Source organism: Klebsiella sp. 141240 (assembly GCF_050600805.1).
In the GTDB taxonomy this organism is placed as follows: domain Bacteria; phylum Pseudomonadota; class Gammaproteobacteria; order Enterobacterales; family Enterobacteriaceae; genus Klebsiella; species Klebsiella aerogenes.
Genome location: NZ_JAQIRK010000003.1, coordinates 166,386 through 192,648, shown reverse-complemented (window position 1 = coordinate 192,648; position 26,263 = coordinate 166,386). Strand labels below are relative to the sequence as shown.

At 53.4% G+C, this 26,263-nt stretch carries 25 protein-coding genes; 13 read left to right on the top strand and 12 right to left on the bottom strand.

Features of this window, described 5'->3' with window-relative positions:
* Positions 1 to 455: 455 nt before the first annotated feature.
* The 6 genes from PGQ95_RS06695 to PGQ95_RS06670 all read left to right on the top strand — a co-directional run bounded on the left by PGQ95_RS06695 (position 456) and on the right by PGQ95_RS06670 (position 7,162).
* Positions 456 to 1,730, top strand: coding sequence for a Glu/Leu/Phe/Val family dehydrogenase (locus PGQ95_RS06695; protein WP_015366353.1), 1,275 nt, complete (start codon positions 456 to 458; stop codon positions 1,728 to 1,730).
* Between the two features lie 184 nt (positions 1,731 to 1,914).
* A complete protein-coding gene (locus PGQ95_RS06690; protein ID WP_015366352.1) occupies positions 1,915 to 2,346 on the top strand; it encodes a MarR family winged helix-turn-helix transcriptional regulator in 432 nt (143 codons plus the stop codon).
* A complete protein-coding gene (locus PGQ95_RS06685; RefSeq protein ID WP_015366351.1) occupies positions 2,346 to 3,998 on the top strand; it encodes an MFS transporter in 1,653 nt (550 codons plus the stop codon). The genes PGQ95_RS06690 and PGQ95_RS06685 overlap by 1 nt, the downstream gene beginning before the upstream one ends.
* Positions 3,999 to 4,025: 27 nt before the next feature.
* Positions 4,026 to 5,111, top strand: coding sequence for an HlyD family secretion protein (locus PGQ95_RS06680; protein WP_015366350.1), 1,086 nt, complete (start codon positions 4,026 to 4,028; stop codon positions 5,109 to 5,111).
* A complete protein-coding gene (locus PGQ95_RS06675) occupies positions 5,108 to 6,487 on the top strand; it encodes an efflux transporter outer membrane subunit (RefSeq protein WP_015366349.1) in 1,380 nt (459 codons plus the stop codon). Before PGQ95_RS06680 ends, PGQ95_RS06675 begins: the two co-directional genes overlap by 4 nt.
* Complete coding sequence (locus tag PGQ95_RS06670; protein ID WP_072269040.1) at positions 6,488 to 7,162, top strand: O-methyltransferase; 675 nt, start codon at positions 6,488 to 6,490, stop codon at positions 7,160 to 7,162.
* Between the two features lie 47 nt (positions 7,163 to 7,209).
* Here PGQ95_RS06670 and hrpA read toward each other — a convergent pair whose 3' ends face one another.
* Complete coding sequence (hrpA, locus tag PGQ95_RS06665; RefSeq protein WP_430917396.1) at positions 7,210 to 11,112, bottom strand: ATP-dependent RNA helicase HrpA; 3,903 nt, start codon at positions 11,110 to 11,112, stop codon at positions 7,210 to 7,212.
* A gap of 201 nt (positions 11,113 to 11,313) precedes the next feature.
* On the opposite strand from hrpA, the gene azoR reads away from it, so the two are divergent.
* The gene (azoR, locus tag PGQ95_RS06660; RefSeq protein ID WP_395226313.1) at positions 11,314 to 11,919 is read left to right on the top strand and encodes an FMN-dependent NADH-azoreductase; all 606 of its coding nucleotides are present in this window, start codon (positions 11,314 to 11,316) and stop codon (positions 11,917 to 11,919) included.
* Between the two features lie 47 nt (positions 11,920 to 11,966).
* Here the strand turns inward: azoR and PGQ95_RS06655 are convergent, their stop codons facing one another.
* Genes PGQ95_RS06655 through PGQ95_RS06630 form a run of 6 tightly spaced genes read right to left on the bottom strand, consistent with a single transcriptional unit; the run spans position 11,967 to position 16,494 of the window.
* Positions 11,967 to 12,542: a TerD family protein gene (locus PGQ95_RS06655; RefSeq protein ID WP_087859478.1), complete on the bottom strand. Its 576-nt coding sequence runs from the start codon at positions 12,540 to 12,542 to the stop codon at positions 11,967 to 11,969.
* 57 nt (positions 12,543 to 12,599) lie between these two features.
* The gene (locus tag PGQ95_RS06650; RefSeq protein WP_087859477.1) at positions 12,600 to 13,178 is read right to left on the bottom strand and encodes a TerD family protein; all 579 of its coding nucleotides are present in this window, start codon (positions 13,176 to 13,178) and stop codon (positions 12,600 to 12,602) included.
* A gap of 46 nt (positions 13,179 to 13,224) precedes the next feature.
* Positions 13,225 to 14,265, bottom strand: a complete 1,041-nt coding sequence (locus PGQ95_RS06645; protein WP_087859476.1) for a TerC/Alx family metal homeostasis membrane protein — start codon at positions 14,263 to 14,265, stop codon at positions 13,225 to 13,227.
* Positions 14,266 to 14,287: 22 nt separating this feature from the next.
* Positions 14,288 to 14,743 (bottom strand): tellurite resistance TerB family protein, encoded by a 456-nt coding sequence (locus PGQ95_RS06640; protein WP_087859475.1) that lies wholly within the window; start codon positions 14,741 to 14,743, stop codon positions 14,288 to 14,290.
* 21 nt (positions 14,744 to 14,764) lie between these two features.
* A complete protein-coding gene (locus tag PGQ95_RS06635; RefSeq protein WP_213316196.1) occupies positions 14,765 to 15,904 on the bottom strand; it encodes a TerD family protein in 1,140 nt (379 codons plus the stop codon).
* Entirely contained in the window at positions 15,904 to 16,494 is a 591-nt protein-coding gene (locus PGQ95_RS06630) for a TerD family protein (protein ID WP_395226316.1), read from the bottom strand. Before PGQ95_RS06630 ends, PGQ95_RS06635 begins: the two co-directional genes overlap by 1 nt.
* A 286-nt stretch (positions 16,495 to 16,780) precedes the next feature.
* Between PGQ95_RS06630 and PGQ95_RS06625 the strand changes: the two genes are divergently transcribed.
* From PGQ95_RS06625 to PGQ95_RS06600, 6 genes are read left to right on the top strand one after another with little or no spacing between them, the layout of a single operon-like run.
* Complete coding sequence (locus PGQ95_RS06625; RefSeq protein ID WP_348854730.1) at positions 16,781 to 17,866, top strand: ATP-grasp domain-containing protein; 1,086 nt, start codon at positions 16,781 to 16,783, stop codon at positions 17,864 to 17,866.
* The gene (locus tag PGQ95_RS06620; protein ID WP_308958703.1) at positions 17,863 to 18,993 is read left to right on the top strand and encodes a phosphoribosyltransferase domain-containing protein; all 1,131 of its coding nucleotides are present in this window, start codon (positions 17,863 to 17,865) and stop codon (positions 18,991 to 18,993) included. Before PGQ95_RS06625 ends, PGQ95_RS06620 begins: the two co-directional genes overlap by 4 nt.
* Positions 18,986 to 19,759: a hypothetical protein gene (locus PGQ95_RS06615; protein WP_113373232.1), complete on the top strand. Its 774-nt coding sequence runs from the start codon at positions 18,986 to 18,988 to the stop codon at positions 19,757 to 19,759. Before PGQ95_RS06620 ends, PGQ95_RS06615 begins: the two co-directional genes overlap by 8 nt.
* Before the next feature lies 1 nt (position 19,760).
* Positions 19,761 to 20,834 carry a cysteine protease StiP family protein gene (locus tag PGQ95_RS06610; RefSeq protein ID WP_087859470.1) on the top strand — a complete coding sequence of 358 codons (1,074 nt, stop codon included), beginning with the start codon at positions 19,761 to 19,763 and terminating at the stop codon, positions 20,832 to 20,834.
* Positions 20,834 to 21,781: an HpcH/HpaI aldolase/citrate lyase family protein gene (locus tag PGQ95_RS06605; protein WP_271032659.1), complete on the top strand. Its 948-nt coding sequence runs from the start codon at positions 20,834 to 20,836 to the stop codon at positions 21,779 to 21,781. The genes PGQ95_RS06610 and PGQ95_RS06605 overlap by 1 nt, the downstream gene beginning before the upstream one ends.
* A 38-nt stretch (positions 21,782 to 21,819) precedes the next feature.
* On the top strand, positions 21,820 to 22,287 hold the full coding sequence (locus tag PGQ95_RS06600; protein ID WP_113373229.1) for a tellurium resistance protein TerW: 468 nt from the start codon (positions 21,820 to 21,822) through the stop codon (positions 22,285 to 22,287).
* Positions 22,288 to 22,388: 101 nt separating this feature from the next.
* Here the strand turns inward: PGQ95_RS06600 and PGQ95_RS06595 are convergent, their stop codons facing one another.
* The 5 genes from PGQ95_RS06595 to paaX form a co-directional block, all read right to left on the bottom strand.
* Positions 22,389 to 23,021, bottom strand: coding sequence for a lysophospholipid acyltransferase family protein (locus tag PGQ95_RS06595; RefSeq protein ID WP_373431812.1), 633 nt, complete (start codon positions 23,019 to 23,021; stop codon positions 22,389 to 22,391).
* Between the two features lie 4 nt (positions 23,022 to 23,025).
* On the bottom strand, positions 23,026 to 23,943 hold the full coding sequence (locus PGQ95_RS06590; protein WP_430917391.1) for a phosphatidate cytidylyltransferase: 918 nt from the start codon (positions 23,941 to 23,943) through the stop codon (positions 23,026 to 23,028).
* Positions 23,940 to 24,542, bottom strand: coding sequence for a CDP-alcohol phosphatidyltransferase family protein (locus PGQ95_RS06585; RefSeq protein WP_430917389.1), 603 nt, complete (start codon positions 24,540 to 24,542; stop codon positions 23,940 to 23,942). The genes PGQ95_RS06590 and PGQ95_RS06585 overlap by 4 nt, the downstream gene beginning before the upstream one ends.
* Positions 24,543 to 24,662: 120 nt before the next feature.
* Positions 24,663 to 25,259 (bottom strand): phenylacetic acid degradation protein PaaY, encoded by a 597-nt coding sequence (gene paaY, locus PGQ95_RS06580; RefSeq protein WP_113373226.1) that lies wholly within the window; start codon positions 25,257 to 25,259, stop codon positions 24,663 to 24,665.
* Positions 25,260 to 25,268: 9 nt separating this feature from the next.
* A complete protein-coding gene (gene paaX / locus PGQ95_RS06575) occupies positions 25,269 to 26,195 on the bottom strand; it encodes a phenylacetic acid degradation operon negative regulatory protein PaaX (protein ID WP_430917387.1) in 927 nt (308 codons plus the stop codon).
* Positions 26,196 to 26,263 lie beyond the last annotated feature (68 nt).

Sequence of the window (26,263 nt, the reverse complement as noted above, 5' to 3'; positions counted from 1 at the left end):
CCGTTTTCAGGGCGCACACGTCCCGCTGCGATGACAAATATTTTCACCACAACTGAAATAAGCCATTTTATTTGTATGGATATATGTTAATTCACGGTTAATACCTTGTGTATTGCGTGAGCTAATGCTGGGCCCTGACGAGCAACAAAGTCAATACAACCATGAATCATTTTATTCACTTTTAGAGGATCATCAAGATAATGAAAAATATGAAAAAATTATTTCTATATTCACTTATCTGCATAAAATATGCATATCCATGCATGACATACAGGCACCTGGTCGTGCTTATTTATTCAAATGCAACCCCAAAAAACTAACAAAAATGTAAAATTCGGAATAGCCGTCAAATACTGGTTTATAAAATTGGTGATAACATTCATCACACAGATTTTACTGCTGTACCTATTCCACGGTTTTACACGACACAAATAACATTGAGATACAGGACTCTTATGGAAAAGTTATCTTACGCATCTGAAAGTAGTACATCTCCATGGACCACTTACCTGCGCCAGATCGACCGCGTCGCGCCGTATCTGGGCGACCTCGCCTACTGGGTGGAAACTCTGCGTCACCCGAAACGCGCGCTGATCGTTGATATTCCAGTGCAGATGGATGATGGCACCATCCGCCATTTCGAAGGCTATCGCGTACAGCACAATCTATCGCGTGGACCGGGTAAAGGTGGTGTTCGCTACCATCCGGATGTCGATCTTAACGAGGTAATGGCGCTTTCTGCCTGGATGACCATTAAGTGCGCCGCGGTCAATATTCCTTACGGCGGAGCCAAAGGCGGCATCCGCGTCGACCCGTTCTCACTGTCTGAAGGCGAGCTGGAACGTCTGACTCGTCGCTATACCAGCGAAATCGGCATTATCATTGGGCCACAGAAAGATATCCCGGCGCCGGACGTTGGCACCAACGGTAAAGTGATGGCGTGGATGATGGACACCTACTCCATGAATCACGGCACCACTATCACCGGCGTGGTTACCGGTAAGCCGATTCATCTCGGCGGTTCGCTGGGCCGTGAAAAAGCCACCGGCCGCGGCGTCTTCGTCACCGGTCGTGAAGTGGCTCGTCGCAACGGTATCGAAATCGAAGGCGCGAAAGTGGCGCTGCAAGGTTTTGGTAACGTCGGCAGCGAAGCCGCTCGTCTGTTTGCAGACGTTGGCGCGCGCATTGTCGTGATCCAGGACCATACCGCGACCCTGTTCAACGAAGGCGGCATCGACATGCAGGCGCTGACCGCATGGCAGGCCGAGAACAAGAAGATTGCTGGTTTCCCGGGCGCGCGTGAAATCGCCAAAGAAGATTTCTGGACCACCGAGATGGATATCCTGATCCCGGCGGCGCTGGAAGGCCAAATCACCCGTGAACGCGCGGAAAAAATCAGCTGTAAGCTGATCCTCGAAGGCGCCAACGGCCCGACCTATCCGGACGCCGACGACGTGCTGGCCGACCGCGGGGTGATCGTGGTTCCGGACGTTATCTGTAACGCCGGCGGCGTGACCGTCAGCTACTTCGAATGGGTGCAGGACATGGCAAGCTTCTTCTGGAGCGAAGAAGAGATCAACGCCAAGATGGACCGCATCATGACGGATGCTATTGTTCACGTCTGCGATAAAGCCGCCGAGAAAGCGTGTTCTCTGCGTACCGCGGCCTACATCGTCGCCTGCGAGCGCATTCTGCTGGCGCGTAAAGATCGCGGCATCTATCCGGGCTAATGTCCAGGTAATCCAGATACGAAACCCGGGCTCGCCCGGGTTTTTTATTTTTTTCTCCACGTGCCAGCCTGCCTTTCCCACAAAAAACGCACATTGCGTTAACCTATTTTTATCTTCGTGACTTGAAATCAGTAAATCGCCGCGCCTAAAATCATTAGAGCTCTAATGATTTTGCAGGCGGAACATGGATAACCGACAGCTTAACTTTTCCCATCTCTTATACTTAACCGCGCATCACTGGCGGCTGGCGGTTAACCGGCGGTTAAAAAATCTAGGCATGAGCCAGGCGTCATGGGTGGCGGTGTCAGCCATTGCCCGCAACGAGCAGCCCCTCTCGCAAAGCGAACTGGCGCAGGAACTGGGTGTCGAAAGCGCCACCATCGTCCCGCTCATTAACCGCCTGGTCGAACTTGAACTGGTGGAGCGCGTTAAGCCTGACAGCGATAAACGTAAGCGTCTGTTGGTTGCCACCGCCAAAGGGATGGCGCTCTTTCATCAGGTGAAAGCGGTCGCCGACGACCTGCGCGAGGAGATCCTCACCGCCATTACTCCGGAAGAGCGTGAGCAAACCCACCGGGTTCTGGAAAAGCTGCTGCACGAGGTGGAAAAGAAATAATGCCTCGTCGCGAAGCTAATCCTTATGTGCCCCACGACTGGGCGCCGCATGAAAAACCGGCGATGCTCGGCTCGCCGTCGACGCCGATTCACAGTACGCCAAAACGCGTCGCTTACGGCATCGTCGGGCTGCTGGTGTGCCTGACCGGCGCGCTGGGTAACGCCGTCGTTACCGCCAACCTGCAGCTGCTGCAGGGCACTTTTGCCGCCTGGTCGACGGAAATCGCATGGCTGCCGGCGGTCTACGTTATGACTAACGTTTCCATCAACCTGCTGCTGGTGAAATTTCGCCAACAGTTCGGCCTGCGCGCCTTTACCGAAGGCTTCCTGGTACTGTATGTACTGGTCACTTTCTTCCACCTGTTCGTCAACGACCTCAGCTCGGCAATGATGGTGCGCGCGGCGCACGGCATGGTGGCAGCGGCGTTGAGTTCACTGGGAATTTACTATCAGGTGCAGGCCTGGCCGGCGCGCCACCGCCTGAAGGCGTTGACCATCGGTATCACCGGATCGTCGCTGGCGATCCCGCTGGCGCGTCTGTTCTCGACCGAACTGCTGCAGATTGACGAATGGCGCGGGCTCTACTTCTTTGAGCTCGGCCTGGCGCTGGTGTCGCTGGCCTGCGTCATCGCGCTGAAACTGCCGCCAAGCGACCGCAAAAAGGTGTTTGAGAAGAAGGACTTTATTACCTTCTTCCTGCTGGCGCCCGGTATGGCTTTAGTCTGCGCGGTCCTGTCGCTGGGCCGTCTGGACTGGTGGTTTGAGGCGCCGTGGCTTGGCTGGTCGCTGGCGGGAGCGGTGGTGCTGATCGTTTCGGCTATCGCCTTCGAGCATAATCGCACTAACCCGCTGCTTAACACCAAATGGCTTTCCAGCGGCAGTATCCTTCGTCTGGGACTGATTATGTTGCTGATTCGCATCGTGCTGGCGGAACAGAATACCGGGGTCATCGGTTGGCTGCAGTACGTCGGCTTGCAAAACGAGCAGATGACCAACCTGGCATGGTCGATTTTCGCCGGTATCGTCTGCGGTATCGTCGCCAGTTGCCTGACGCTTAACCCGCAGCGCCTCTACTGGCCCACCGCGACCGCGCTGGCGTTGATTATGATTGCGTCATTGCTTGATAGCCAGTCCACTGCCCTGACCCGTCCGGAACAGTTGATGTTCAGCCAGTTTTTACTTGGCTTCGGCAGTGCCTTCTTCCTCGCGCCGGCCATGCTGGCGGGAATTGGCGGGGTGATTGCCGACCAGCGGAATCTGGTCAGCTTCTCGGTTCTGTTTGGCATGAGCCAAAATATCGGCGGCCTGCTCGGCTCAGCTATCCTCGGTACTTTTCAGACCTGGCGCGAAAAATTTCATTCCAGCCAGTTGGCCGATCAGATAACCACGCTGAACCCGTTGATCGCCGAGCGACTGCAGCAGTACAGCCAGATGTATCAAAGCCAGATTGGCGACAGCACGCTATTGAACGTGCAGGCTACCACGCTGCTGCAAAACGCCTCGACGCTACAGGCCAATATTCTCGCCTACAATGACACTTATCTCCTGACGGCGGCGATCTCTGCCGCAACGCTGGTGTGGATTTTCTGGCGCTTAATCAGATTGCGAATCACCGCCCGTATCGCGTTAAAACGCGCAACCGGCAACAAATAATAAGATAATTTTTACTCTGGAGTGGTTATGAGTCAGCAGGACGCGGCCAGGCAACAGGCCAATACCCGAAACAACATCCGCGTGGTGTCTATTTTTACCGCCGCGGCGATCGGCATCGTCGGCGTATTGGTTATTCTTTACGCCTGGCAGTTGCCCCCTTTCACCCGGCATAGTCAGTTTACCGATAACGCTTACGTGCGTGGTCAGACGACGTTTATCAGCCCGCAGGTTAACGGGTATATCACCGCGGTGAACGTCAAAGATTTCGATACCGTTCAGCCGGGACAGGTGCTGTTCCAGATTGACGATCGCATCTATAAACAGCGGGTGCACCAGGCGCAGGCAACGTTGGCGATGAAACAGGCAGCGCTGAAAAACAACCAGCAGCAGCGGAAAAGCGCCGAAGCGACGATCGTCAAAAACGAGGCCGCCTTGCAAAACGCCCGCGCGCAGAATCAGAAAAGCCAAGCCGATTTAAAACGCGTACAGGAACTCACCGCGGACGGTTCGTTATCCATTCGCGAACGCGACTCTGCGCGGGCCAGCGCGGCTCAAGGCGCAGCCGATATCGAACAGGCGAAAGCCACACTGGAGATGTCGCGCCAGGATCTGCAGTCCACTATCGTCAATCGCGATTCGCTGGAGGCCGATGTGGCCAGCGCCAAAGCGGCGTTGGAGCTTGCCGAAATCGACCTGCAGAATACGCGGATTATCGCCCCGACGGCCGGGCAACTGGGGCAGATCTCCGTACGCCTCGGCGCCTATGTCAGCGCCGGTACGCATTTGACCTCGCTGGTACCGCCTCAGCACTGGGTTATCGCCAACCTGAAAGAGACACAGCTCGCCGAGGTGCGCGTCGGCCAGCCGGTCACCTTCTCGGTCGATGCGTTGAACAGCGAAACCTTCCACGGCAAAGTACAAAGTATTTCGCCAGCGACCGGCGTCGAATTCAGCGCGATCTCGCCGGATAACGCGACCGGCAACTTTGTCAAAATCGCCCAGCGGATCCCTGTCCGTATCGCGGTCGATGAGGGACAGAAAAACAGCTATCGTCTGCGTCCGGGGATGTCGGTGCAGGTGACGATTGATACCCGCGCGGAGAATAAACAATGATCCGCCCGTTAACCCTTGCCGTGGCGCTGGCGCTGGTCGGTTGTCAGTCTGCCGATGTCCCACGTGCGGAGCCTACGCTGGCGATCCCCGCCGCCTGGCGTGCCGATGTGGGTCCCTCCAGCCCGGTGGAAGGCGTGTGGTGGCGCAATTTTCACGATAGCGCGCTTAATCAGTATGTCGATCGGGCGTTGCGCTACAACAGCGACGTCCTGATCGCCCGCGAGCGGGTTAACGAGTATCAGGCGCGCGCGTACGCTGCTGATAGCAGCTTATTCCCCTCGCTTGATGCCAGCCTGACCGGTACCCGCGCTCGCGCACAGTCCGCCGCGACCGGTCTGCCCATCCACAGCACGCTGTACAAAGGGGGCCTGACCGCCAGCTATGACGTCGATATTTGGGGGGCCAACCGCAGCGCCGCCAGCGCAGCCGAAGCCAGCCTTGAAGCGCAGAAAGCCGCTGCCGCTGCCGCTAATCTGACCGTGGCGACATCGGTCGCCGTCGGCTACGTCACCTTGTTGTCATTAGACGAGCAGTTGCGAGTCACCCGCCAAACGCTGAAATCGCGAGAAGATGCGTGGAATCTGGCTAAACGGCAGTATGAAACCGGCTATACCTCGCGCCTGGAGCTCATGCAGGCGGATTCCGAACTGCGCTCGACGCGGGCGCAGATCCCGCCATTGCAGCATCAAATCGCGCAACAAGAGAACGCCCTGAGCGTTCTCTTGGGCGACAATCCCGGTGCGCTAAAACGTAACGAGTTCGCACAACTTAGCCCGCTACGCCTGCCCTCACAGTTACCCTCGACGCTAATGAGCCGCCGTCCGGACATTGTGCAAGCTCAACGCCAACTGGTGGCCGCTGATGCCACCCTCGCGTCGTCGCAGGCGCAGTTGCTGCCTTCCATCAACCTGACCGCCACCGGCAGCCTGCAGGACAGAACGCTGCCGGATCTGCTCGACAACCCGCTGCGGTTATGGAGCCTTGGCGGCAGTATTCTGGCGCCGTTACTCAACCGCCAGGCGCTAAATGCGCAGGTTGATGTCTCGATGGCCCAGCGAAATCAGGCGTTATACGGATATGAGAAAACCGTACGCGGCGCGTTCAAAGAGGTGAACGATAGCCTGGATGCCATCAGCCGCTACGGCGAACAGTTAAGCGAGCTCCAGGAGCAGGAATCGGTCGCCGCAGAAACGTTGCGTATCGCGCAGAACCGCTATCGTAACGGCTATTCTTCCTATCTGGACGTGTTGGATGCGCAACGTACGTTATTCTCCACTCAGTTGAGCGTGGTGCAGGTGAAAAATAACCTGCTGCTGGCGCAGATTGATTTGTACCGGGCGCTGGGAGGCGGCTGGTCTGACTCATCAGGGAGCTAAATGGGGAAGCGTAATATGCAACAACAGTGGTCGGCAGTAGACAATTATTTGATTGAGGCCTTAATCCCCGGCGATCCTGTGCTCGATCGGGTACTGGAAAACAACCATCGAGCCGGGCTGCCGGCACACGATGTCGCCGCCAATCAGGGGCAGTTTCTCGCCCTGCTGGTAAGACTTACCCAGGCTAAGCGGATACTGGAGATCGGTACTCTCGGCGGCTATAGCACCATCTGGATGGCGCGCGAGCTTCCTGCCGACGGCCAACTACTCACGCTGGAGGCCGACGCGCATCATGCCCAGGTGGCGCGGGAGAATCTGCAGCTGGCGGGCGTTGACCAGCGGGTCACGCTGCGGGAGGGGCCGGCGCTACAGTCTCTGGAGGCGCTTGGCGAATGTCCCGCTTTCGACCTGATCTTCATCGATGCCGATAAGCCGAATAATCCCCATTATCTGCGCTGGGCGCTACGTTATTCCCGCCCAGGAACCTTAATTATTGGCGATAACGTGGTACGCGACGGTGAAGTGGTCAACCCACAGAGCGCCGACGAGCGCGTTCAGGGCGTGCGTCAATTCATTGAGATGATGGGCGCCGAGCCACGGTTGACGGCAACGGCGCTGCAGACCGTGGGCACTAAAGGCTGGGACGGCTTTACTCTGGCGTGGGTAAACGCTTAAGCGAGTAGCCCCGGTAAGCGCAGCGCCACCGGGGACAACCAGCCAGGCTACGGCGTAATTTGCTCCATCGCCTGCAACACGCGTTTGTCCGAGATCGGATACGGGGTACCCAACTGCTGAGCAAAGAAGCTGACGCGCAGCTCTTCGATCATCCAGCGGATCTCCTGTACGTCGTCGTCATCGCGGCGATTCGGCGGCAGCTTATTCAACCACTGCTGCCACGCCTGTTGCACACTCTCGACTTTCAGCATCTGCGCGCGGTCACGATGCGGGTCGATTGCCAGCTTCTCAAGACGCTTTTCAATTGCCTGCAGATAACGCAGCGTATCGCCAAGGCGGCGGAAACCGTTGCCGGTAACAAAGCCGCGATAAACCAGACCCGCCATCTGCGCTTTAATATCCGACAGCCCCAGGGCCATCGTCATATCTACCCGCCCTTTCAGACGCTTATTGATGTTAAACACCGCCGTCAGGATCTGCTCGACCTGCTTTGCGATATCGACCACCGTGTCGTTCAGTTCGGCGCGCACTTTATCGTGCAGTTTACTAAAGCCCTCTTCGGTCCACACCGGGCCGCCGGCTTCATCGATAAGCTTGTCAACGCCGCAGGAGATGCAGTCGTCAATCAGATCCAGCACCTTGCCATACGGGTTGAAATAGAGTCCCAGTTTGGCTTTGTTGGGCAGTTTCTCGTGCAGATATTTAATCGGCGACGGAATATTAAGCAACAGCAAACGGCGTAGACCACGCCACATCGCCAGCTGCTGTTCCTGTGGATTATCAAACAGTTTGATGGCGACGCTGTCACGCTCGTCCACCAGCGCCGGCCAGGCTTTAACCTTATAGTTGCCGCGCTTCTGTTCGTAACTCTCCGCCAGGGTGCCGAAACTCCAGATATGCAGCCCGCTCTGTTCAATACCATCGTCGGCCACCGCCGATAGCGTCTCCTGAACTTTACCTTTTAGCGCGTCTTTTAAGGCCTGCAAAGAGCGCCCTTCCTGCAGTTTCTTATTTTTGTCATCCACCACCCGGAAAGTGATTTTCAGGTGATCGGGCACCTGATCCCACTGCCAGGATTCGCGGTCGATGGTCACGCCGGTCATTTTACGCAACTCACGCTCCAGCGAATCCAGCAGAGGCAACGCCAGCGGCGTCGCGCGGCCTAAAAACGCCTCGGCGTAATTAGGCGCTGGGACGAAATTACGCCGAACGGGTTTCGGCAACGATTTGATTAACGCGATGACCAGCTCGCGACGCAGGCCGGGGATCTGCCATTCAAATCCGGCTTCCTCTACCTGGTTGAGCAACGGCAGCGGAATATGAACCGTTACGCCATCGGCATCCGCGCCGGGTTCAAACTGATAGCTAAGACGCAGTTTAAGATTGCCCTGATGCCAGAAATTCGGGTAGTCCAGTTTACTGACCTGCTCAGCCCCCTCTTTAATCAGCATGCTCTTTTCAAAATTGAGCAAGTCTGGCGTTTCGCGGCTGGCCTGCTTCCACCACTTATCAAAGTGGCGAGCGGAGATGACATCGTGGCTAATGCGCTGGTCGTAAAACTCGAACATGGTCTCGTCATCCACCAGGATGTCGCGACGGCGCGACTTATGCTCCAGCTCTTCGATTTCAGCGCGCAGCTTCAGATTATCGCGGAAGAAAGCATGCCGCGTCTGCCAGTCGCCCTCTACCAACGCGTGGCGAATGAACAGCTCACGGCACAGCGCCGGGTCAATCTGGCTATAGTTCACTTTACGTGCGGCGACGATCGGCAGACCGTAGACGGTAACCTTTTCTGTCGCCATTACCGCGCCCTGCGACCGCTCCCAGTGCGGTTCGCTGTAGGAACGTTTGATCAGATGCTGCGCCACCGGCTCGACCCACTCCGGCTCAATGCGGGCGGCGATGCGCCCCCACAGGCGGCTGGTCTCCACCAGTTCCGCGACCATCGTCCACTTCGGCGGTTTCTTGAATAGACCGGAGCCGGGGAAGATAGAGAACCGGGCATTACGGGCGCCGGTATACTCCTGTTTATCAGAGTCTTTCATCCCGATATGCGACAACAAACCGGTCAGCAGCGCGGTATGAATCTCCCGGTACTCCGCCGGCTCGCTGTTGATCGGCAGGCCGAGTTCTTTCACGACCTGGCGCAGCTGGGTGTAAATATCCTGCCATTCACGCACGCGTAAATAGTTGAGGAAATCCACCCGGCACTGGCGGCGGAACTGATTCGAGGAGAGCGCCTTTTGTTGTTCGCCGAGATAGTTCCACAAATTGACAAACGCAAGGAAATCAGACTCTTTATCGTGGAAGCGACGATGCTTTTCATCAGACGCCTGCTGCTTGTCCATGGGGCGCTCGCGCGGATCCTGAATCGACAGCGCGGAAGTGATGATCATCGCTTCACGCACGCAGCCATGTTTCTGCGCTTCCAGCACCATCCGCGCCAGACGAGGATCCACCGGTAGCTGGCTAAGCTGGCGGCCCAGTGGGGTTAGCTTATAAGCCGTTGCCTGCTCATCGGTAGTGATAGCGCCGAGCTCTTCTAACAGACGCACGCCATCCTGGATGTTGCGCTTATCCGGCGCTTCGACAAACGGAAACGCGGCGATATCGCCCAGCCCCAGAGCGGTCATTTGCAGAATGACCGACGCCAGGTTAGTACGCAGAATTTCCGGGTCGGTAAATTCCGGCCGCGACAGGAAATCGTCTTCCGAGTAAAGACGAATACAGATGCCTTCCGACACACGTCCGCAACGGCCTTTACGCTGATTAGCGGAGGCCTGTGATACCGGCTCGATAGGCAGGCGCTGCACTTTTGTACGGTAGCTGTAGCGACTGATGCGAGCGGTACCCGGATCGATAACGTATTTGATACCCGGAACCGTTAGCGAGGTTTCAGCAACGTTGGTTGCCAGGACAATACGCCGCCCGCTATGGGACTGGAAGACCCGGTTTTGCTCACTGTTTGATAAACGAGCATACAGCGGCAGCACTTCGGTATGACGCAGATTGAGCTTATTCAACGCATCTGCGGTATCGCGGATTTCCCGCTCGCCGCTCATAAAGATCAGGATATCGCCGGGGCTTTCGCGCCCCAGTTCATCGACGGCATCAAAAATCGCCTGGAGCTGATCGCGTTCGCTATCGTCCGCCTCTTCAACAATCGGACGATAACGTACTTCAACCGGGTAAGTCCGCCCGGAAACTTCGATAATCGGCGCATTATTGAAATGCTTTGAGAAACGTTCCGGGTCGATGGTTGCGGAGGTTATGATGATTTTCAGGTCCGGGCGGCGCGGCAGGAGCTCTTTCAGATAGCCCAGCAGAAAATCAATGTTCAGACTGCGCTCGTGCGCCTCATCAATAATGATGGTGTCATACTGCATCAGCAGGCGATCCTGCTGGATTTCCGCCAGCAGGATACCGTCGGTCATCAGCTTAACCATGGTGTTTTCGCTGACGTGGTCGCTGAAGCGGACTTTATAACCGATACAGCCGCCTGGCTCGCTCTGCAGCTCTTCGGCAATACGGTTAGCGACGGTTCGCGCCGCCAGTCGACGCGGCTGGGTGTGGCCAATCAGGCCTTTCAGGCCGCGCCCCAGCTCCATGCAAATTTTGGGTAACTGAGTGGTTTTGCCAGAACCGGTCTCTCCGGCGACGATCACCACCTGGTGATCGCGCACCGCTTCGAGAATTTCTTGTTTTTTCTGGCTAACCGGCAGGTTTTCCGGATAGGTAATTGCCGGACGCGCGGCTTCGCGTAGCAGGACTTTCCCTGCGGCCTGTTCTATCTCCTGCGCCATCTCGTGGAGAATGGCCTGCTGGGCATCAGGATTTTTAACCTTCTTTGCGCCATGCAGGCGGCGGCTGTAGCGCGATTTATCGCGCAGCATCAGGCCATCGAGCCGTTCATAGAGCTGCGAGAAAGTGATTTTTTGTTGTTCTGTCATAGCGTTATCGGGCAGTGCTCTGCCGGAAAAATCTCTCATGTAATATTGCTGTAGATTACCACATCTGTAGAATTCATGCCTTGTTCAAAAAAATTGAACATAGAATTCGATATATTGCGCTATCTCTGCGGCATGATTGTGAATACAGTGTCATCAAGCACCAGGGCATTGACCCGTCAATCACATTAAAAGGAAACACCCATGAGCAAAGTATTAGTTCTGAAGTCCAGTATTCTTGCAGGGTACTCGCAATCCGGCCAACTGTCCGACTATTTTGTTGAACAATGGCGCGAAAAACACGCAGGCGACGTTATCACCGTGCGCGATCTGGCGGCAAACCCGATTCCGGTACTGGATGGTGAACTGGTTGGCGCGCTGCGTCCGAGCGATGCGCAGTTGACTGCGCGTCAGCAGGAAGCGCTGGCACTCTCCGATGAGCTGATCGCTGAACTGAAAGCTAACGATGTGATTGTTATCGCTGCGCCGATGTACAACTTCAACATCCCGACTCAGCTGAAAAACTATTTCGACCTGGTTGCCCGCGCAGGCGTCACCTTCCGTTACACCGAGAAGGGGCCTGAAGGTCTGGTTACCGGCAAACGTGCGATAGTGCTAACCAGCCGCGGTGGTATCCATAAAGATACGCCGACCGATCTGGTTACGCCGTATCTGTCTACCTTCCTTGGCTTCATCGGCATCACCGACGTGAACTTCGTGTTTGCAGAGGGTATTGCTTATGGTCCAGAAGTTGCGGCCAAAGCGCAGTCCGATGCCAAAGCGGCGATCGACAGCGTGGTTGCAGCCTAATAAAACAAACCTCCCGCACCAGCGGGAGGTTTTATTCTTGCCAAGAATTAAACGCTAACGCCATGCGCGGAAGCTAACGCCGCCAGACCGCCAGCGAATCCCTGACCTACCGCTTTAAATTTCCATTCAGCACCGTGACGATACAGTTCGCCAAAGATCATCGCCGTTTCCGTTGATGCATCTTCCGACAGATCAAAACGCGCGATTTCTTCACCATTGTCGTGGTTATACACGCGCATATAGCTATTCTGTACCATACCGAAGTTCTGCTTACGGGCTTCGGCGTCGTAGATGGTGACCGAGAAAACCAGTTTTTTCACCTCTGCGGCAACCTGGGAAAGCGTGATTTTAACCTGTTCATCATCGCCGTCTCCTTCACCGGTACGGTTATCACCCTGGTGCTCAACACCGCCGCAAGGGCTCTTCTTGTTATTAAAGAAGATGAAATTCGCATCCGAGAGCACCTTGCCATCCTCGCCAACCATAAAGACCGACGCGTCAAGGTCGAAGCCCTGCCCGTCAGTGACCCGAGCATCCCAACCTAACCCCACCATCGCGATATTCATCGACGGCGCTTCTTTAGTGAGTGATACGTTACCACCCTTAACCAGGGAAACAGCCATTTAAACCTCCTGTTATAAATCTACCGTATTGCCCGATTCGCAATCAGGCAGCACGAGTCACGATGCGTTGATTCCATACTGGGCACAGACGCTGGACAAGCCGCCTGCGTATCCCTGACCGACGGCACGGAACTTCCACTCGCCGTTATGGCGATAAAGTTCTCCGAAAAGCATCGCCGTTTCGCTGGAAGCGTCTTCGGTCAAATCATAGCGGGCTACTTCATGCTGCGAATCGTTGTTGACCAAACGAATAAAAGCGCCAGAAACCTGACCGAAGCTTTGGCGACGCATTTGCGCGTCGTGAATGGTCACCACAAAGATAATTTTCGCGACATTCGCGGGGATCATATCCAGTTTGACGATCAGCGATTCATCATCGCCGTCTCCTTCACCGGTCCGGTTATCACCGGTATGAGTGACCGAACCATCTGCCGATTTTAAGTTGTTGTAGAAGATGAAATCGCTGTCGCTGCGCACCTTTCCTGTCTCAGATAACAGGAAGGCGGAAGCGTCAAGGTCAAAATCCTGGCCGTCGGTGGTACGAACATCCCACCCTAATCCAACCAGCACGTTTTTCATTGACGGATCGCTTTTGCTAAGAGAAACGTTACCGCCTTTTGACAGTGATACGCTCATATTAAATCCTTTTTAAAGTGAACATGAATAAGGACAGTGCAAAGAATTAACTACCTCCCGGCTGTTCCTCGTTTTTTTCCTGAAATACAAAACTAGCGACAATCCCAAGAATAAGCACCACCAGAACGACATATAGACTGGCGGTAGCCGAAATACTATAGCCATGGTGCCAAAGATGATCGGTGGCATTCAGACCAAGCTTAAAGGCAATAAAGAAAAGTAATACGATGACCGCTTTTTCAAGATGCACTAAATAATGTTTAAGCGCCTCCAGTACGAAATAAAGCGTACGTAGGCCAAGAATGGCAAACATCATCGCGCTATAGACAATCAGCGGCTCCTGGCTTATTGCTATAATGGCCGGTACGGAATCAAAAGCGAACATCACATCAGACAGTTCAACGACCGCCACGCATAACATCAGCGGCGTTGCATATAGCGCGACGCGTTTACCAGCGCTAATAATGAGATCTTTATTCTCCGGCTTCGCCCGTTCACGGTCGACCTCTTTAGCGGTAAGTAAAAAAGCATGTCCCACCAATTTTGGCCAGATGGGGAACACACGTTTTACCAGTCGGTAAGCGATATGCTGCGAATAGTCTTCTATTTCATCGCTCTCCTCCCCGCTTTTTAACATCATGACGGCAGTCCATAGCACAATTAAGGCAAAGACTATTTCAACATACGGACCCAGTGCTAATAGACCTGTGCCGATGGCGACAAAAATAGCGCGGAAAATAATCGCGCCAATCACCCCCCAGTACAGGACGCGGTGGCGATAGCGTTCCGGGATACCAAACCAGGAGAAGATCGCCATCATCACGAAAAGATTATCGACCGAAAGCACTTTTTCTAAGGCGTAACCAGTAACAAATAAACTAGCCACTTCCGCGCCGTGGTGCACCAGCAGAAATCCGGCAAAAGCCATTGCCACCACAACCCAAAATAGTGACCATAGTGCCGCGCTTTTCAGCGATATCACGCTATCGTTACGATGCATCACGAGGTCAATAACGATAGCCCCGATGGCGAGAATAATAAAAACGCTCACCGTTTCAACGGGAAAACCTAAATGCGTGGAGACCATGAAATACCTTTAAATGCTGGGGTTAAAGACCAAACTCTTCAGCGTTAAAACCAAGCGCGGCGATTATCTCTCTGGTTGCCGCCTGTTCATCCGGGTCGAAATGGCCATCGCTTTTGCCCACCGCAATGCCTACTCGCACGGCCAGTTGTGCTGCTTCTGGCTGATCTTTTAAAGCCAGAATATATTTCATGGTTTCGCCTTTGCCGATTTCCATATCGAAATCGAAGCTGGATACCAATTTATTAAAAAAGTCGATCACTTCGTTGGTATCAAAAACTTTCATTTCCTCCGACGAACGAAGAAAGCCCATCATTTTCTGTTTTTCTTCGGCGCTAACACCATCGCTGGAAACGGCAATGCGAGCACATACCGCAACCGTTCCTTGCATGAATTTCTTATTTTTAAAACGCCCAACCTGTTTGACCAGTTCATCGCGGCTGGCGTTCAATGTCGATTTTACTTTATTAAATAATCCCATCGTTCCCTCACTTGGTTTTCTTTATTTAGAACCTGCTCGCCAGCGGAATCCCCAACCGAATGCGCGATCCATCTCTTTATGGCCGGTGAAATATTGATTTATACGCTCAACTTTTATGGCGCCGTTGTCATTCACTAAGCGAGCAATAGCGCACATTGTTCGACGATTATTGCCTTCGGTCAGTCGGGTTTCGATTGGCGGCTGTCCGGGGACATGTAGCGTAACTACGCCATCTGTTTTATCCCAGCTGGCAACACCTTCATAAATAAAGGCGTAGATTAATATCTGCTGAATATTTTGCCATTCGCTGCCATTGATACAGATCCATTCGCCATCGTTAACTGCCCCCGTACGATCGTCACCCTGAAGCTGAATAAAGGGCGGTTGTTGATATCGCCCAAATGCATTACCCAATGCCTGAACTACGCTTAAATCGCCATTTTTTAATTCGACAAAAGCGCCAAGATCCAGATCAACGTTGCTGGCCCCTCCCCCTAATAATGAACCAAATAAGCCTGTGGCCGAGCTTTGGCGATGCCAATTCAGATTAACGCGTATCTCGCCATAGTCGTCTCGTTTAGCGAGGCTGATTGCCGGTTTCTCTTTAGTCAAAGTGACTTTGCTGAGGTTCACTTTCGCGGCTTCAGCAGCAGGAGGTGTAACTTCATCGGCAATATCAACGCCATAGTATTCAGCGAGCGGTTTTAGTCCGCCCGTAAAACCCTGAGCGACAAAGCGAAACTTCCACTCGCCATTACGCCGGTAAAACTCGCCCAGAATCAGTGCGGCTTCATTTCGACCGTGAACATCGACCTGACAGTCAATCAGCGTATTGCCGTTATGCTCCACCGCGATCGTCAAATGGCCTAATTCACCGATAGTCCTGTTATTATCGCAGGTTGCGGTAAATGCCACCTTTTGGACGTCCGCCTGCAGCAGCCCTAATGCAACCTGAAATACAGTAACAGAATTATTAGCGCTAACCTGTATGGTATTATCATCATTTCGCGGCTGGCCGTAAAAACACATATCCGCATCGCCTCTTACTTTATTATTGGCATAGAGACGAAATGACGACACATCAACACCGCTTCCCGCGCTTATTTTGATACTAAGATTAGCTGCAGGAACCGCGCTATTTCCTCCGGGTAATAATTTCATTAGCGCACCACAATGCGTAATACGTCACTTTCCATATCTTCGATAGTGCGCCCCTGAGCAGCTTGACCATGGGCGGTAAAATCCCAACTGCCATTCTGACGGCTTAATGAAGCAATAATAATACCGGTATGAGAACCCTGCTCGGTTAGCTGGTAGCGGGCCAACTCCTGATTATTTTGATCGAGCACGCGGCAATGGGCATTCTCAACTTCGTTAAAAGTTTGGCCGCGAAAACTATTGACGGTAAAAGCCAGATACTCCACATTAGAGGAAAGTTTTTCCAGATTGACGCGAATGACTTCATCATCACCCTCACCCTCTCCAGTTAAATTATCGCCGCTATGAACGACAGCGCCACAGCGAGATTTCAGCTGTCCAAACCAAATGGTATCCAGCACGTTGCCATTCTTATTCAATAGAATGCAGCTGGCATCAAGGTCGATAGAACCGGCGCCACCGGAGAACAATCCGCCGAATAACCCTTTTTTCTTCGCCTGCAGCGGATCCCAGCCTAAACCGAAAGTCAGCTGCGATAATGCCGGAGACGCTTTGCTTAATGAAATTGTCTGATTCTTAGTAAGTGAGACCATTTATTATTCCCTATAAAATATATTTAGCAAATCAATATGCATTAAAGACTCGAAAAAAATCATATCATGATAAAGAACTGAGACAAGGCAATTTATAAAATTAGGAAAAAGAAAAATACGCCACTGATAGCAATGCATTCCCAAAATCATTAAAAAATATAAAAATATTCACTGCACAAATACTCATTCCGAAAACAAAAAAGCACCTCATATTATGATTGACATGCCATTATAGCGAACCTAGACTCCAGTTAAATTTAACGCTGGACGCGTGGAAGTAATATTAATGGAAAGAAAAATATGGATTATGGAGGGGCTCGCCTCCCAACGCGATATCATTTTCGGCATTAATGATTTCACAATCAATAATAACAAACACCCAATAACCACCTACGCTTCACATAGTCAATCACGACATGAAATATTATCAACGGCACATTTTTCATTAAGTGAACCCACAGACATCAATTCACGAATGTCATTTATTTCATCAATAACAAAGGAATATGGCATATCCGCCATTCAGGTTGGCAAAGCGTGCCGTTGGTACGAACAGCACCGACGCCAAATTGAAGCGCTAGGCGTGAGTCTCACCACGGGCGCAAGCCAGGTATCCACATTTGATATTGCCGATGACAAAGTCAGCTTTGCAAAAGCCATGCAAGCGTATGGGCTTCCCGTGGTGCCATCTATTCGAATCACTGATACCAACACGCTGGAATATCTCCTCAAAGCGTCACCTTTTCCCGGTTGCCGTTTATGTGTGAAACCCGTGACCGGTATTTATGGCATGGGGTTTTGGCTATTTGATGAGCACGCGCTTTCTACAGATATTATTAACCACCCGGAACAACGACGCATTCAGCCGGAACAGTATCTTGCCGCCGTTAAGAGCAGTGAGGTGTTTACTCCACTGACCCTCATGCCCTGGTTACCCGGGCCCGAATACTCTGTCGACATGCTGCTTAGTCACGGCAAAGTACTGACAGCCATTGGTAGACGAAAAGAAGGCGCGCTGCAGTATCTGGAAAATAGCGGGCCGGCGATAGAACTTGCCTGCGCCTGCGCCGAAGCACTGCACGCTGATGGCCTGGTTAACGTGCAGACCCGGAACGATACAGAAGGCAAACCACTTTTACTGGAAATAAATCTACGCCCTTCCGGTGGTATTGGTTATACCCGTCACAGCGGCGTTAATCTGCCCGGGTTGTTCGCCGCGCAGCGGCTGGATTTACTGACAGCGGATGACATTATACGGCGCGTAGCGCATCAGTTCACCCCTGCAACCATCAGAGTAATGACAGAGAGCAGGCGATACCCTCAGCAACTCAACAACGTTCTTGCGCCTTCGTACAATGCGGAGGTGAAATGATGAAACACGAAAACTGCTACCGCCGTCAGCTCTCAAGTGGCGAATTACGCGTGTTTCACCACGGCGAGGATAACGAACTTCATGCACTGTTTGACATCGCTGAACGGCGCAATCCTAAACGGGCATTTCTGTTTGTCAGTCAGGTGTTAGGTCGACATATCCCTGTTTCGCCGGCAACGATGCGCGCAGTTTACCAGCGACTTGCCGTTGGTTTCCCCGCCGACCTCGCCGGGCCGGTGTTGTTCGTCGGGATGGCTGAGACTGCCGTTGGCCTCGGCGCAGGCGTGTTTGACGAACTCCGCAAACGTGTTGACCAGGCAATCTATCTCACCTCTACGCGTCATCCGCAAGAGGCGGAACTGCTGTGCGAATTTAAAGAAGCGCATAGCCATGCCACGGACCATTTGATTTATCTCCCCGACGATCGAGAAATGCGCCGACGGGTGCTGGAAGCAAAAACTCTGGTGCTCATCGATGATGAAGCAACGACCGGTAATACCTTCATCAATCTTGTGTCCGCGTTGCACCCGCATCTGACACATTTGCAAAGGGTTGTCTCCGTGACCCTCACCGACTGGAGCGGCGATGCCTTCGCCAGGCGTTGTAACCTGCCTGTCAGCCAGGTCGCGTTAGTTAAAGGACGCTGGGAATGGTATCCACAGTCCAACGCTACGCCTCCTGAAATGCCTGCCGTCAATATTACCTCGCGTGGAGAGTATGCCCTTTCACGGCGCCAGACGTGGGGGCGCCTGGGAATGATACGTCCCGCCGCTGACCTCGGCTGCGAGATCGTCGCAGCCACAGGCGAAACTATCCTGGTACTAGGCAGCGGTGAGTTTGTCTGGGAACCATTTTTGCTAGCTGAGCGTCTTGAGCAGCAAGGGGCCAGCATTAAGTTCAGCGCCACTAGTCGCTCGCCGATTGCGCCCGGCATGGCCATCCAATCGCTGCTGTCATTTAACGATAATTACGGGCTGGGCATCCCAAACTTTGTCTACAACGTCGCCCACCAGCGTTTCGATCGCATTATTTTATGTATTGAGACCCCAAAGGAAAGCGTTGATCCCCACCTGGTACACGCGCTGGAGTCGCTTTGTTCGCGACTGGAGATTTTATCTTATGAATAAGCCAGTAGTATTTTCCGATCTCGACGATACGTTATTTCAGACCAGACGGAAAATGGTCAATGAACTCTCTGCGGCCCCCTTTCGTTGCGCCGCGCTGGACCGGGAAATGCGTCCACGCAGCTATATGAACGAAGAGCAGGCCATGCTCGTCGATTGGCTGCTGGAACATGCCGAACTGATCCCCGTCACCGCCAGAGGAAGCGAAGAGTTGGCGCGGGTGCAAATCGCGTTTGACTCATGGGCTATAACCACCCACGGCGCGGTCATCATCACGCCTGAAGGGCTAGCGGATGCTGAGTGGCAACAGCATATGTTGGCTAACCTGGCGCCGTATGCTGACAAACTGACAGCCATGCAACACGACATCACTACCCAGATGGCTATTCAAGGCGTCGACGGCTGGGCGCGCATCAACAAAGAGTATGACGAAGTGCCCGTTTACCTGGTGATGAAACATCGCGACAGCACCAGAATCGCCGAACTTTACGCCTTTGCCGACTGGCTGACGCAGCGCTTCACCCTGCAGGGCTTTTATCTTCACCGCAACGGTAATAATGTTGCCTGGATACCTGAACCTGTCGATAAAGGGTCGGCCGTCGCTTGGCTAGTAAATAAATTGCAGGCCCAGCGCGGCAAATTCCCGGTGCTCGGTTTTGGCGACAGCCTTAGCGATCATCGCTTTTTGCAACTTTGCCATTGGTTTGCCATCCCCAGGCAAAGCCAGTTTGCCGCAGCCATTAATCACCATATTTTCGCAGGTTCTTAATATGCACGAGCTCCATCACTTTTCCGGCGCTTTTCCGCAAAATGACGTCCGCTTTCTACTCAGTCCGGTGAATATCGCCATGACGTCGGTTGATGAAAAAGAGGTGTTGATTCAATCGGGTAAAGCGCACTATTCCGACCTGCTCAGCCAGGAGCCCGCGCCAAGTCAGTGGCATCTTAATCTTTTTGCCAAGGCCCTGCAGCGTGAAACGCCACGCATGGCTAACGAGGTGCAGCAGCTCTGTCACACGCTCATCGCGCAGTTCACTGATACGCCTATCATACTGGTGAGTTTAGTGCGCGCGGGTGTGCCGCTAGGGGTGATGCTACAGCGTGCGCTGCGTGATGCGGGTAAAACGTCCTTCCACTACGGTATTAGCATCATTCGCGATCGCGGTATTGATAGCGCCGCGCTTGACTGGATTGAACACCGTCACGGCACGCAAGGTATCGTCTTTGTCGACGGATGGACCGGGAAAGGCGCCATTCGTTCGCAGCTGCAACGTTCGCTACATGGCCGTAAAGGCTACCCCGCCGATCCCAGACTGGTGGTGTTAGCCGATCCCTGCGGCTGCGCGTGGTTGTCCGCGTCCGACGATGACTGGTTAATCCCCTTCGGAATCATGGGCGCGCCGGTATCGGGTCTGATTTCTCGCTCTTTGTGGTCGCCGGTCGGCTTTCACGGTTGTGTGCAATGCGATCATTTAGCTGATTTTGAATGCGGCCAGCTACTGGTTGATACCGTTGACAACTATCGACAGACGCTACTATCCGCCGCGCAGATTAAACCTGATTTAGCGCAGAAAGCCAGACTTCGACGCAAAAGCGAAGCTGTAGTGCTCCACCTTGCTGAACGATATGCCGTCGACAATCTTAACCGCATCAAACCAGGCATCGCAGAAGCAACACGAGCGGTGCTTCGCAGGGTACCCGATCATGTTCTGGTGCGCGCCATTAACGATCCGGATGTTGCGCTATTGATTGCGTTAGCCCGCGATAAAGGTATTCACGTAAGCGAAGTTGGCGATGAAATCGGCCAATACCGTGCCGTCACTATTATCAAGAAGGTATTTTAATGAAAACACGTCTCTCGGCATGGAATCTGGGAGCGACCCTATACATGCCCGCCACGCGCCATGATATTGCCTCAACCATCATTGACGGCAAAATGAAAGGACTACGCTCATTAGTGATCTGTCTTGAGGATTCGGTTAGCGATAGCGATATCAGCCACGCTCTGGTAAACCTCAAAAAGCTCTGTACACAGCTGGCCCATGCCAAAGCAACACAAGAGCACCGTCTCTGGCCGCTGGTATTTATTCGTCCACGACATCTAACCATGGCGAAACAACTAATCGAGAACTTTGATTTGACGGCCATTGACGGCATGGTCATACCCAAATTCACTCACCATTCACTGGCTGGCTGGTGGCAAGCGATCGGCAGCACTTCTCTGAGCATGATGCCAACGCTGGAAACCGAAGAGGTATTTGATTGCGAGAAAATGCGCCAGCTTGCCGTAGAACTCAGCGCTCATCCCTGTCGAGCCCGGATAATCGCCTTGCGTATCGGTGGTAACGATCTCATGAATGTTATCTCGCTGCGTCGTTCGCGTAACCTGACGCTGTACGACGGGCCAATGGGATACGTTATCAAAATGCTGGTATCTGTTTTCTCTCCTTATCATTTCGCCCTTACCGCGCCGGTTTGCGAACATATCGATAGCCAGGAGATCATGGCGCGGGAACTGCAGCTGGATATGGCCCACGGTCTGGTCGGAAAAACAGCTATTCATCCCAATCAATTGCTGACGATTGAACGCGCGCTAATGGTCACACCCGGCGAACACGCTGATGCGCTACGGATCCTTAACTCCAGCCAGGCTGTGTTTAAATCTCAAGGGACAATGTGCGAACCGGCCACCCATCGCAACTGGGCTGCAGCCATCCTGGCCAGAGCAGCCCATTACGGTATCGTTAGCGAATTCGCCCAAGACGCTTTTGCCCAAGGGTCGATAAATTAACCGACACACTACACTATGGATAATGCGATGGCCTCAGGATGAGATTAAATAGTAAACAAGAGCGCATTTTTAAACTGGCGCTGATTCTCGGCAACGGGCAACCGGTCCCCTCAACGGAACTGCTGGAAAAGCTAGGTTGTTCGGATCCAACGTTATCAAGAACGCTGAAAACGTTGCGTGATACCTATGCGGCGGAAATAAAATACAGTAAAGCCGCCCATACCTATCAACTTGTCGCTAGTGGCTCCTTGACGAAGGAGATGATGGAGCGAATGGCAGAAGCGATCCGTGTCAATAGCGACCTAAAAATGCCGATGACTTCGGGTAAAGTCGTATTGAATAAGGATCAAAAAACGGCTATTTCGCTGTCGGTTAAACGCTCGGTGCTACGTAAACTGGACCGGCTGGCCTGCCTGGCGATGCTTACCCGTAGCGGCGCGGTAGAGATGCTGGCGCAAAAGTTTATTGATGAATTAATTGATTCATTTTACAACCAAAAGCGCTGATTATATCGTTCGCCGCCCTATGTCCGGGCGGCAACAAACATCTACTTGAGCTGTCACGCTATCAACCCCGTTATCTCAATTTAGCCACTCAATATCTGCAGTCAGGTAGCGCCGGGAATCGTACCGGCCAGCAACAGTAACTGCCGCCCTATCTGGTCTTTAAACTGCTGTTTATCCGGATGGAAATATAACGGCTCGCCAATATTGACGTCGATGAACAGGGGTAAAGGAATGCGGTTGCCTTTAGCCATCACCCGTTCGGTACCTTTGAGCCCTATAGGGATAATAGCGACCTGCGGCAAACTTTGGCTGAGATACCAAAGCCCTGATTTTATCGGCGCTATCACTCCCGGTTGTCCGCGGGTACCTTCAGGAAAAAGGATCAGGATTTGTTCATCACGTAGCGCTTGTTCACAGGCCGCTAACGGATTTTTCCCCTGCCCGCGGCGCGCTACGGGAATAATATTCAGTACATTCAGGGTGAACCAGGCCAGGGCTTTATTACGTAAAAAATAGTCCGCCGCCGCCACTGGATGAACTTGTCTCTGCGTTCGCAACGAAAATAGCGCCAGCAGCGCGAACACATCCATATGGCTGTTATGATTAGCCACCACGATCGCCGGCCCCTTTTCCGGCAGGCGCTCACGATGTTTCACCCGCAGCCCTAGCCACAGCCAGGCTAATGGCCAGATAACCACTATCGCAAACAGCATTCTAAAGCCATTTTTTAGCATCATGTCAGTAGCAGGAATAACGAATAAAATGGAAGAATACCGGCGCGGTAAAGATAAGAGAGTCCAGCCGGTCAAGAATGCCGCCGTGGCCCGGCAGCAAGGTACCGCTGTCTTTCACCCCAATATCGCGTTTCACCGCCGACATCACCACATCTCCGCAGAAACCCGCGCTGCCGATCATCGCGCCCGCCAATAACGACATCTGCCAGTTAAGCGGCGTCATTATCGGCCCCAGCAGCCATGCGGCCAGCGTGGTGCAGCCAATACCGCCAAGCAACCCGGCCAGGGTCTTATTTGGGCTCACGGTTGGCGTGATTTTGATCCGCCCCAATGATTTACCCCAAAGATACTGCGCAATGTCGTTGAATTCGGTTAAGCCCACCAGAAACAGCACCAGCAGCGCGCCGGTTTGCTGACCGTTGGTTGGCAACACCAGCAAAGAAGCCACGTGGCTAAAAGCGAAGACGGTGGTCATCAGCCCCCAATGGTGCTGCGCGGCGCTATGTAAAAACCCCCGGGTATCCCCCGCCAGAACCATTCTCGCAGGCAGGAATAAAAAGGCGTACACCGGAATGAAAATGATATACAGACCGTACCAGCCAATACTGATTAGCCAATAGTTGATGGGGATGGCGATGAACATCCACAGTACGGGCATGCGGTCAGCCTGTCGGGAGGGCTCCAGAGTCAAGAACTCTTTCAGCGCCATAAAGCTGACCAGCGCGAAAAAGGTCAGCGCCAACCAGCGCGGGCTGAGCAACGCCAGCGAAAAAAGGACGATAATCACCCACCAAGTGTGGATCCGTAAGGTCAACTCACGCCAGTTTTTCTCAGGCTTCCGCCAGCGCAGCAGACCATCCACCGCTGTCGCCAATAGCAATAGCAAAAAGATAACCGCCAGAGAACGCAGCAATAGCGTCATGCCCTGGCTCCGGGCAGAACGCTGGAACAGCGGTTGATAATGGTCCAGATAAGCAGCAAGGTAACGAGCCCCCACAGCATATTGCTCCATACCGCCACGTCCGGCCACAGGTTCAATGCTATCCCCCAACCGCCAAATACCATAGCGCGATCGCTTTTCCCCATCGGCCCGGCGTAACTACGCACGCCGCCAATCGCCTGCGTCAGCACTCCGGCAAACTCACTGAGAACCGTACAAAGCAGCATTGTTAACACCAGCGTCAGATGGCTACCGGGAAGCAATAAAAAAGGAAGATATAACGCAACATCGGAGATCACGTCGCCAAATTCGTTGAGCACCGCGCCGAGTCGGGACTGCTGACGACACTCTCGGGCCAGCATGCCATCAAGCGCATTCAGCGCCATACGGATAAACAGAACGACTGGAAGTATCCAGTAAAGAGTGTAATGCGGAAAGATCGCCAGGACTAAGCCGGTCAGAACGGATAATAACAAGGCGGCGAGCGTCACCTGATTGGCGGTGACCGCTCGCTTCGCCAACCAGAACATGATTGGCCGCAGCAGCGCCTGAAACGCAGGCTTCACGCTGTAAAGCGTCATTGTCGATCCTCGATAAAGTCAAAGGACCATATTGCGCTTAGCCGCTGCGTGACAAAAGACGGCAAAGTAAAATTCAGAATCCGTTAATATTCAACAAGCTAATAAAAAAATTAATAACATTCAGCTCGACGATTTTGGCCGCAGGTTTTCGTCAAATTCCAGACGCTTGCGCCCGGCCTCCATCTCTTTTAATGGCTCCACCTGATGCAGCGTCTGCTTACAGCGTTCGACCAGCACCTGGTATTCACGGGTACCGTGTTTTTTCCACTCCAGCTCCTGTTCGCTCAGCGTACGAATCGCTTTTGCCGGGCTGCCGATAATTAAATGGTTAGCGGGCATTTCCGCTTTCGCTTTTACGAAAGCAGAAGCGCCGACAATACTATTTTCGCCAATTACCGCCCCGTCGATAATCACCGCGCTCATTCCCACCAGCGCGTTGCGGCCAATCACACAGCCATGCAGGATGGCGCCGTGGCCGATGTGACCGTCCTCTTCCACCACGGTATCCTGACCGGGGAAGCCGTGCATGACGCAGTTATCCTGAATATTGGCTCCGTCTTTTACTACAATACGGCCAAAATCGCCGCGCAGGCTGGCATTAGGCCCAACATAGACCCCTTTTCCCAGGATCACGTCGCCAATGAGTACCGCCGTCGGATGAACATAGCTCTCATCCGGCACCACTGGCGTAAGCCCATCAATCTGATAAATCGGCATGCAACCTCCTTAGACGCCCGGCAAACCGCCAAAACGTTGAAAATAAAGCGGTCCCGGCGCGGGAAGCTCGCCAACCGAGCTTTCACCTTTCTCGCCGACAAACGCCAGCGCGCCGGGCGTCACGCGTTGATAAATATTGATGCACAGCTGCCGCGCGGTTTGCCCGGCCCAGTGTGCGGGAAGCAGCTCTTCCGGCAGCAGCGGGTCTTTAAGCACCACACGGCGATAGAAATGGATAAGGAGCAGTTGGAGCTGGAAACAGCGCTCCGGCGTCAATTCTGACGGTTCGCTGTCGCGCAGCAGCGGCAGTAACGGTCGGAACAATGTGATAAACGCCTCGTACATCTCATTTTGTTCGGTGAGATGCCAGCACTCTTCTACGCGGTCGCGCAGCGCCGCCCTTGAGAGCGCCAGCGGCGAATGGGCTTCAAAACAGATGACGTTTTCGGCAACGCCCGCTTCATGTAGCAGCGATTGGACATCGGCCAGTTTTTGCGACGGCGAGGCCAGCAGGCTCGGCGCCAGCGCGCCAAATCCCTGCCATAACAGTTGCTTTTTGACTTCCGCCAGAACCGTTTTTTCTAACCCTTCCGACAATAGCAGCAGCCAGGTTCCGTCCCATTCCGGGGCATTCGCCCGATAGATTTTATGTTCCGCGCGCCGGGTCAGACGTAGTCCTTTATCGCTCAGGCGATAGAAGCTACGCCGGCCGATACGCACGACGTCGAGCCACTCTTCTTTATTGAGGCGAAATAGCGCGGTGCGAACAAAGCGCTCGCCAAATCCTAATCCTTCCAGCAGCGCCGCGACGCTACCCAGCCACACTTCCCCACCGCGTTGTAATAAGGCGTCGCCATACAGCGAGGCAATCAATGACGTGCCGCTTATCGGCATCGCCGTCACCGCTTGTTGAATAAAGGCGTCGAGTTTACTCATCTGATTCATTCTGTTGTTATATTTTTCCTTTATGAATCATAGCACAGGAAATTCCCGGCTTACGGCGT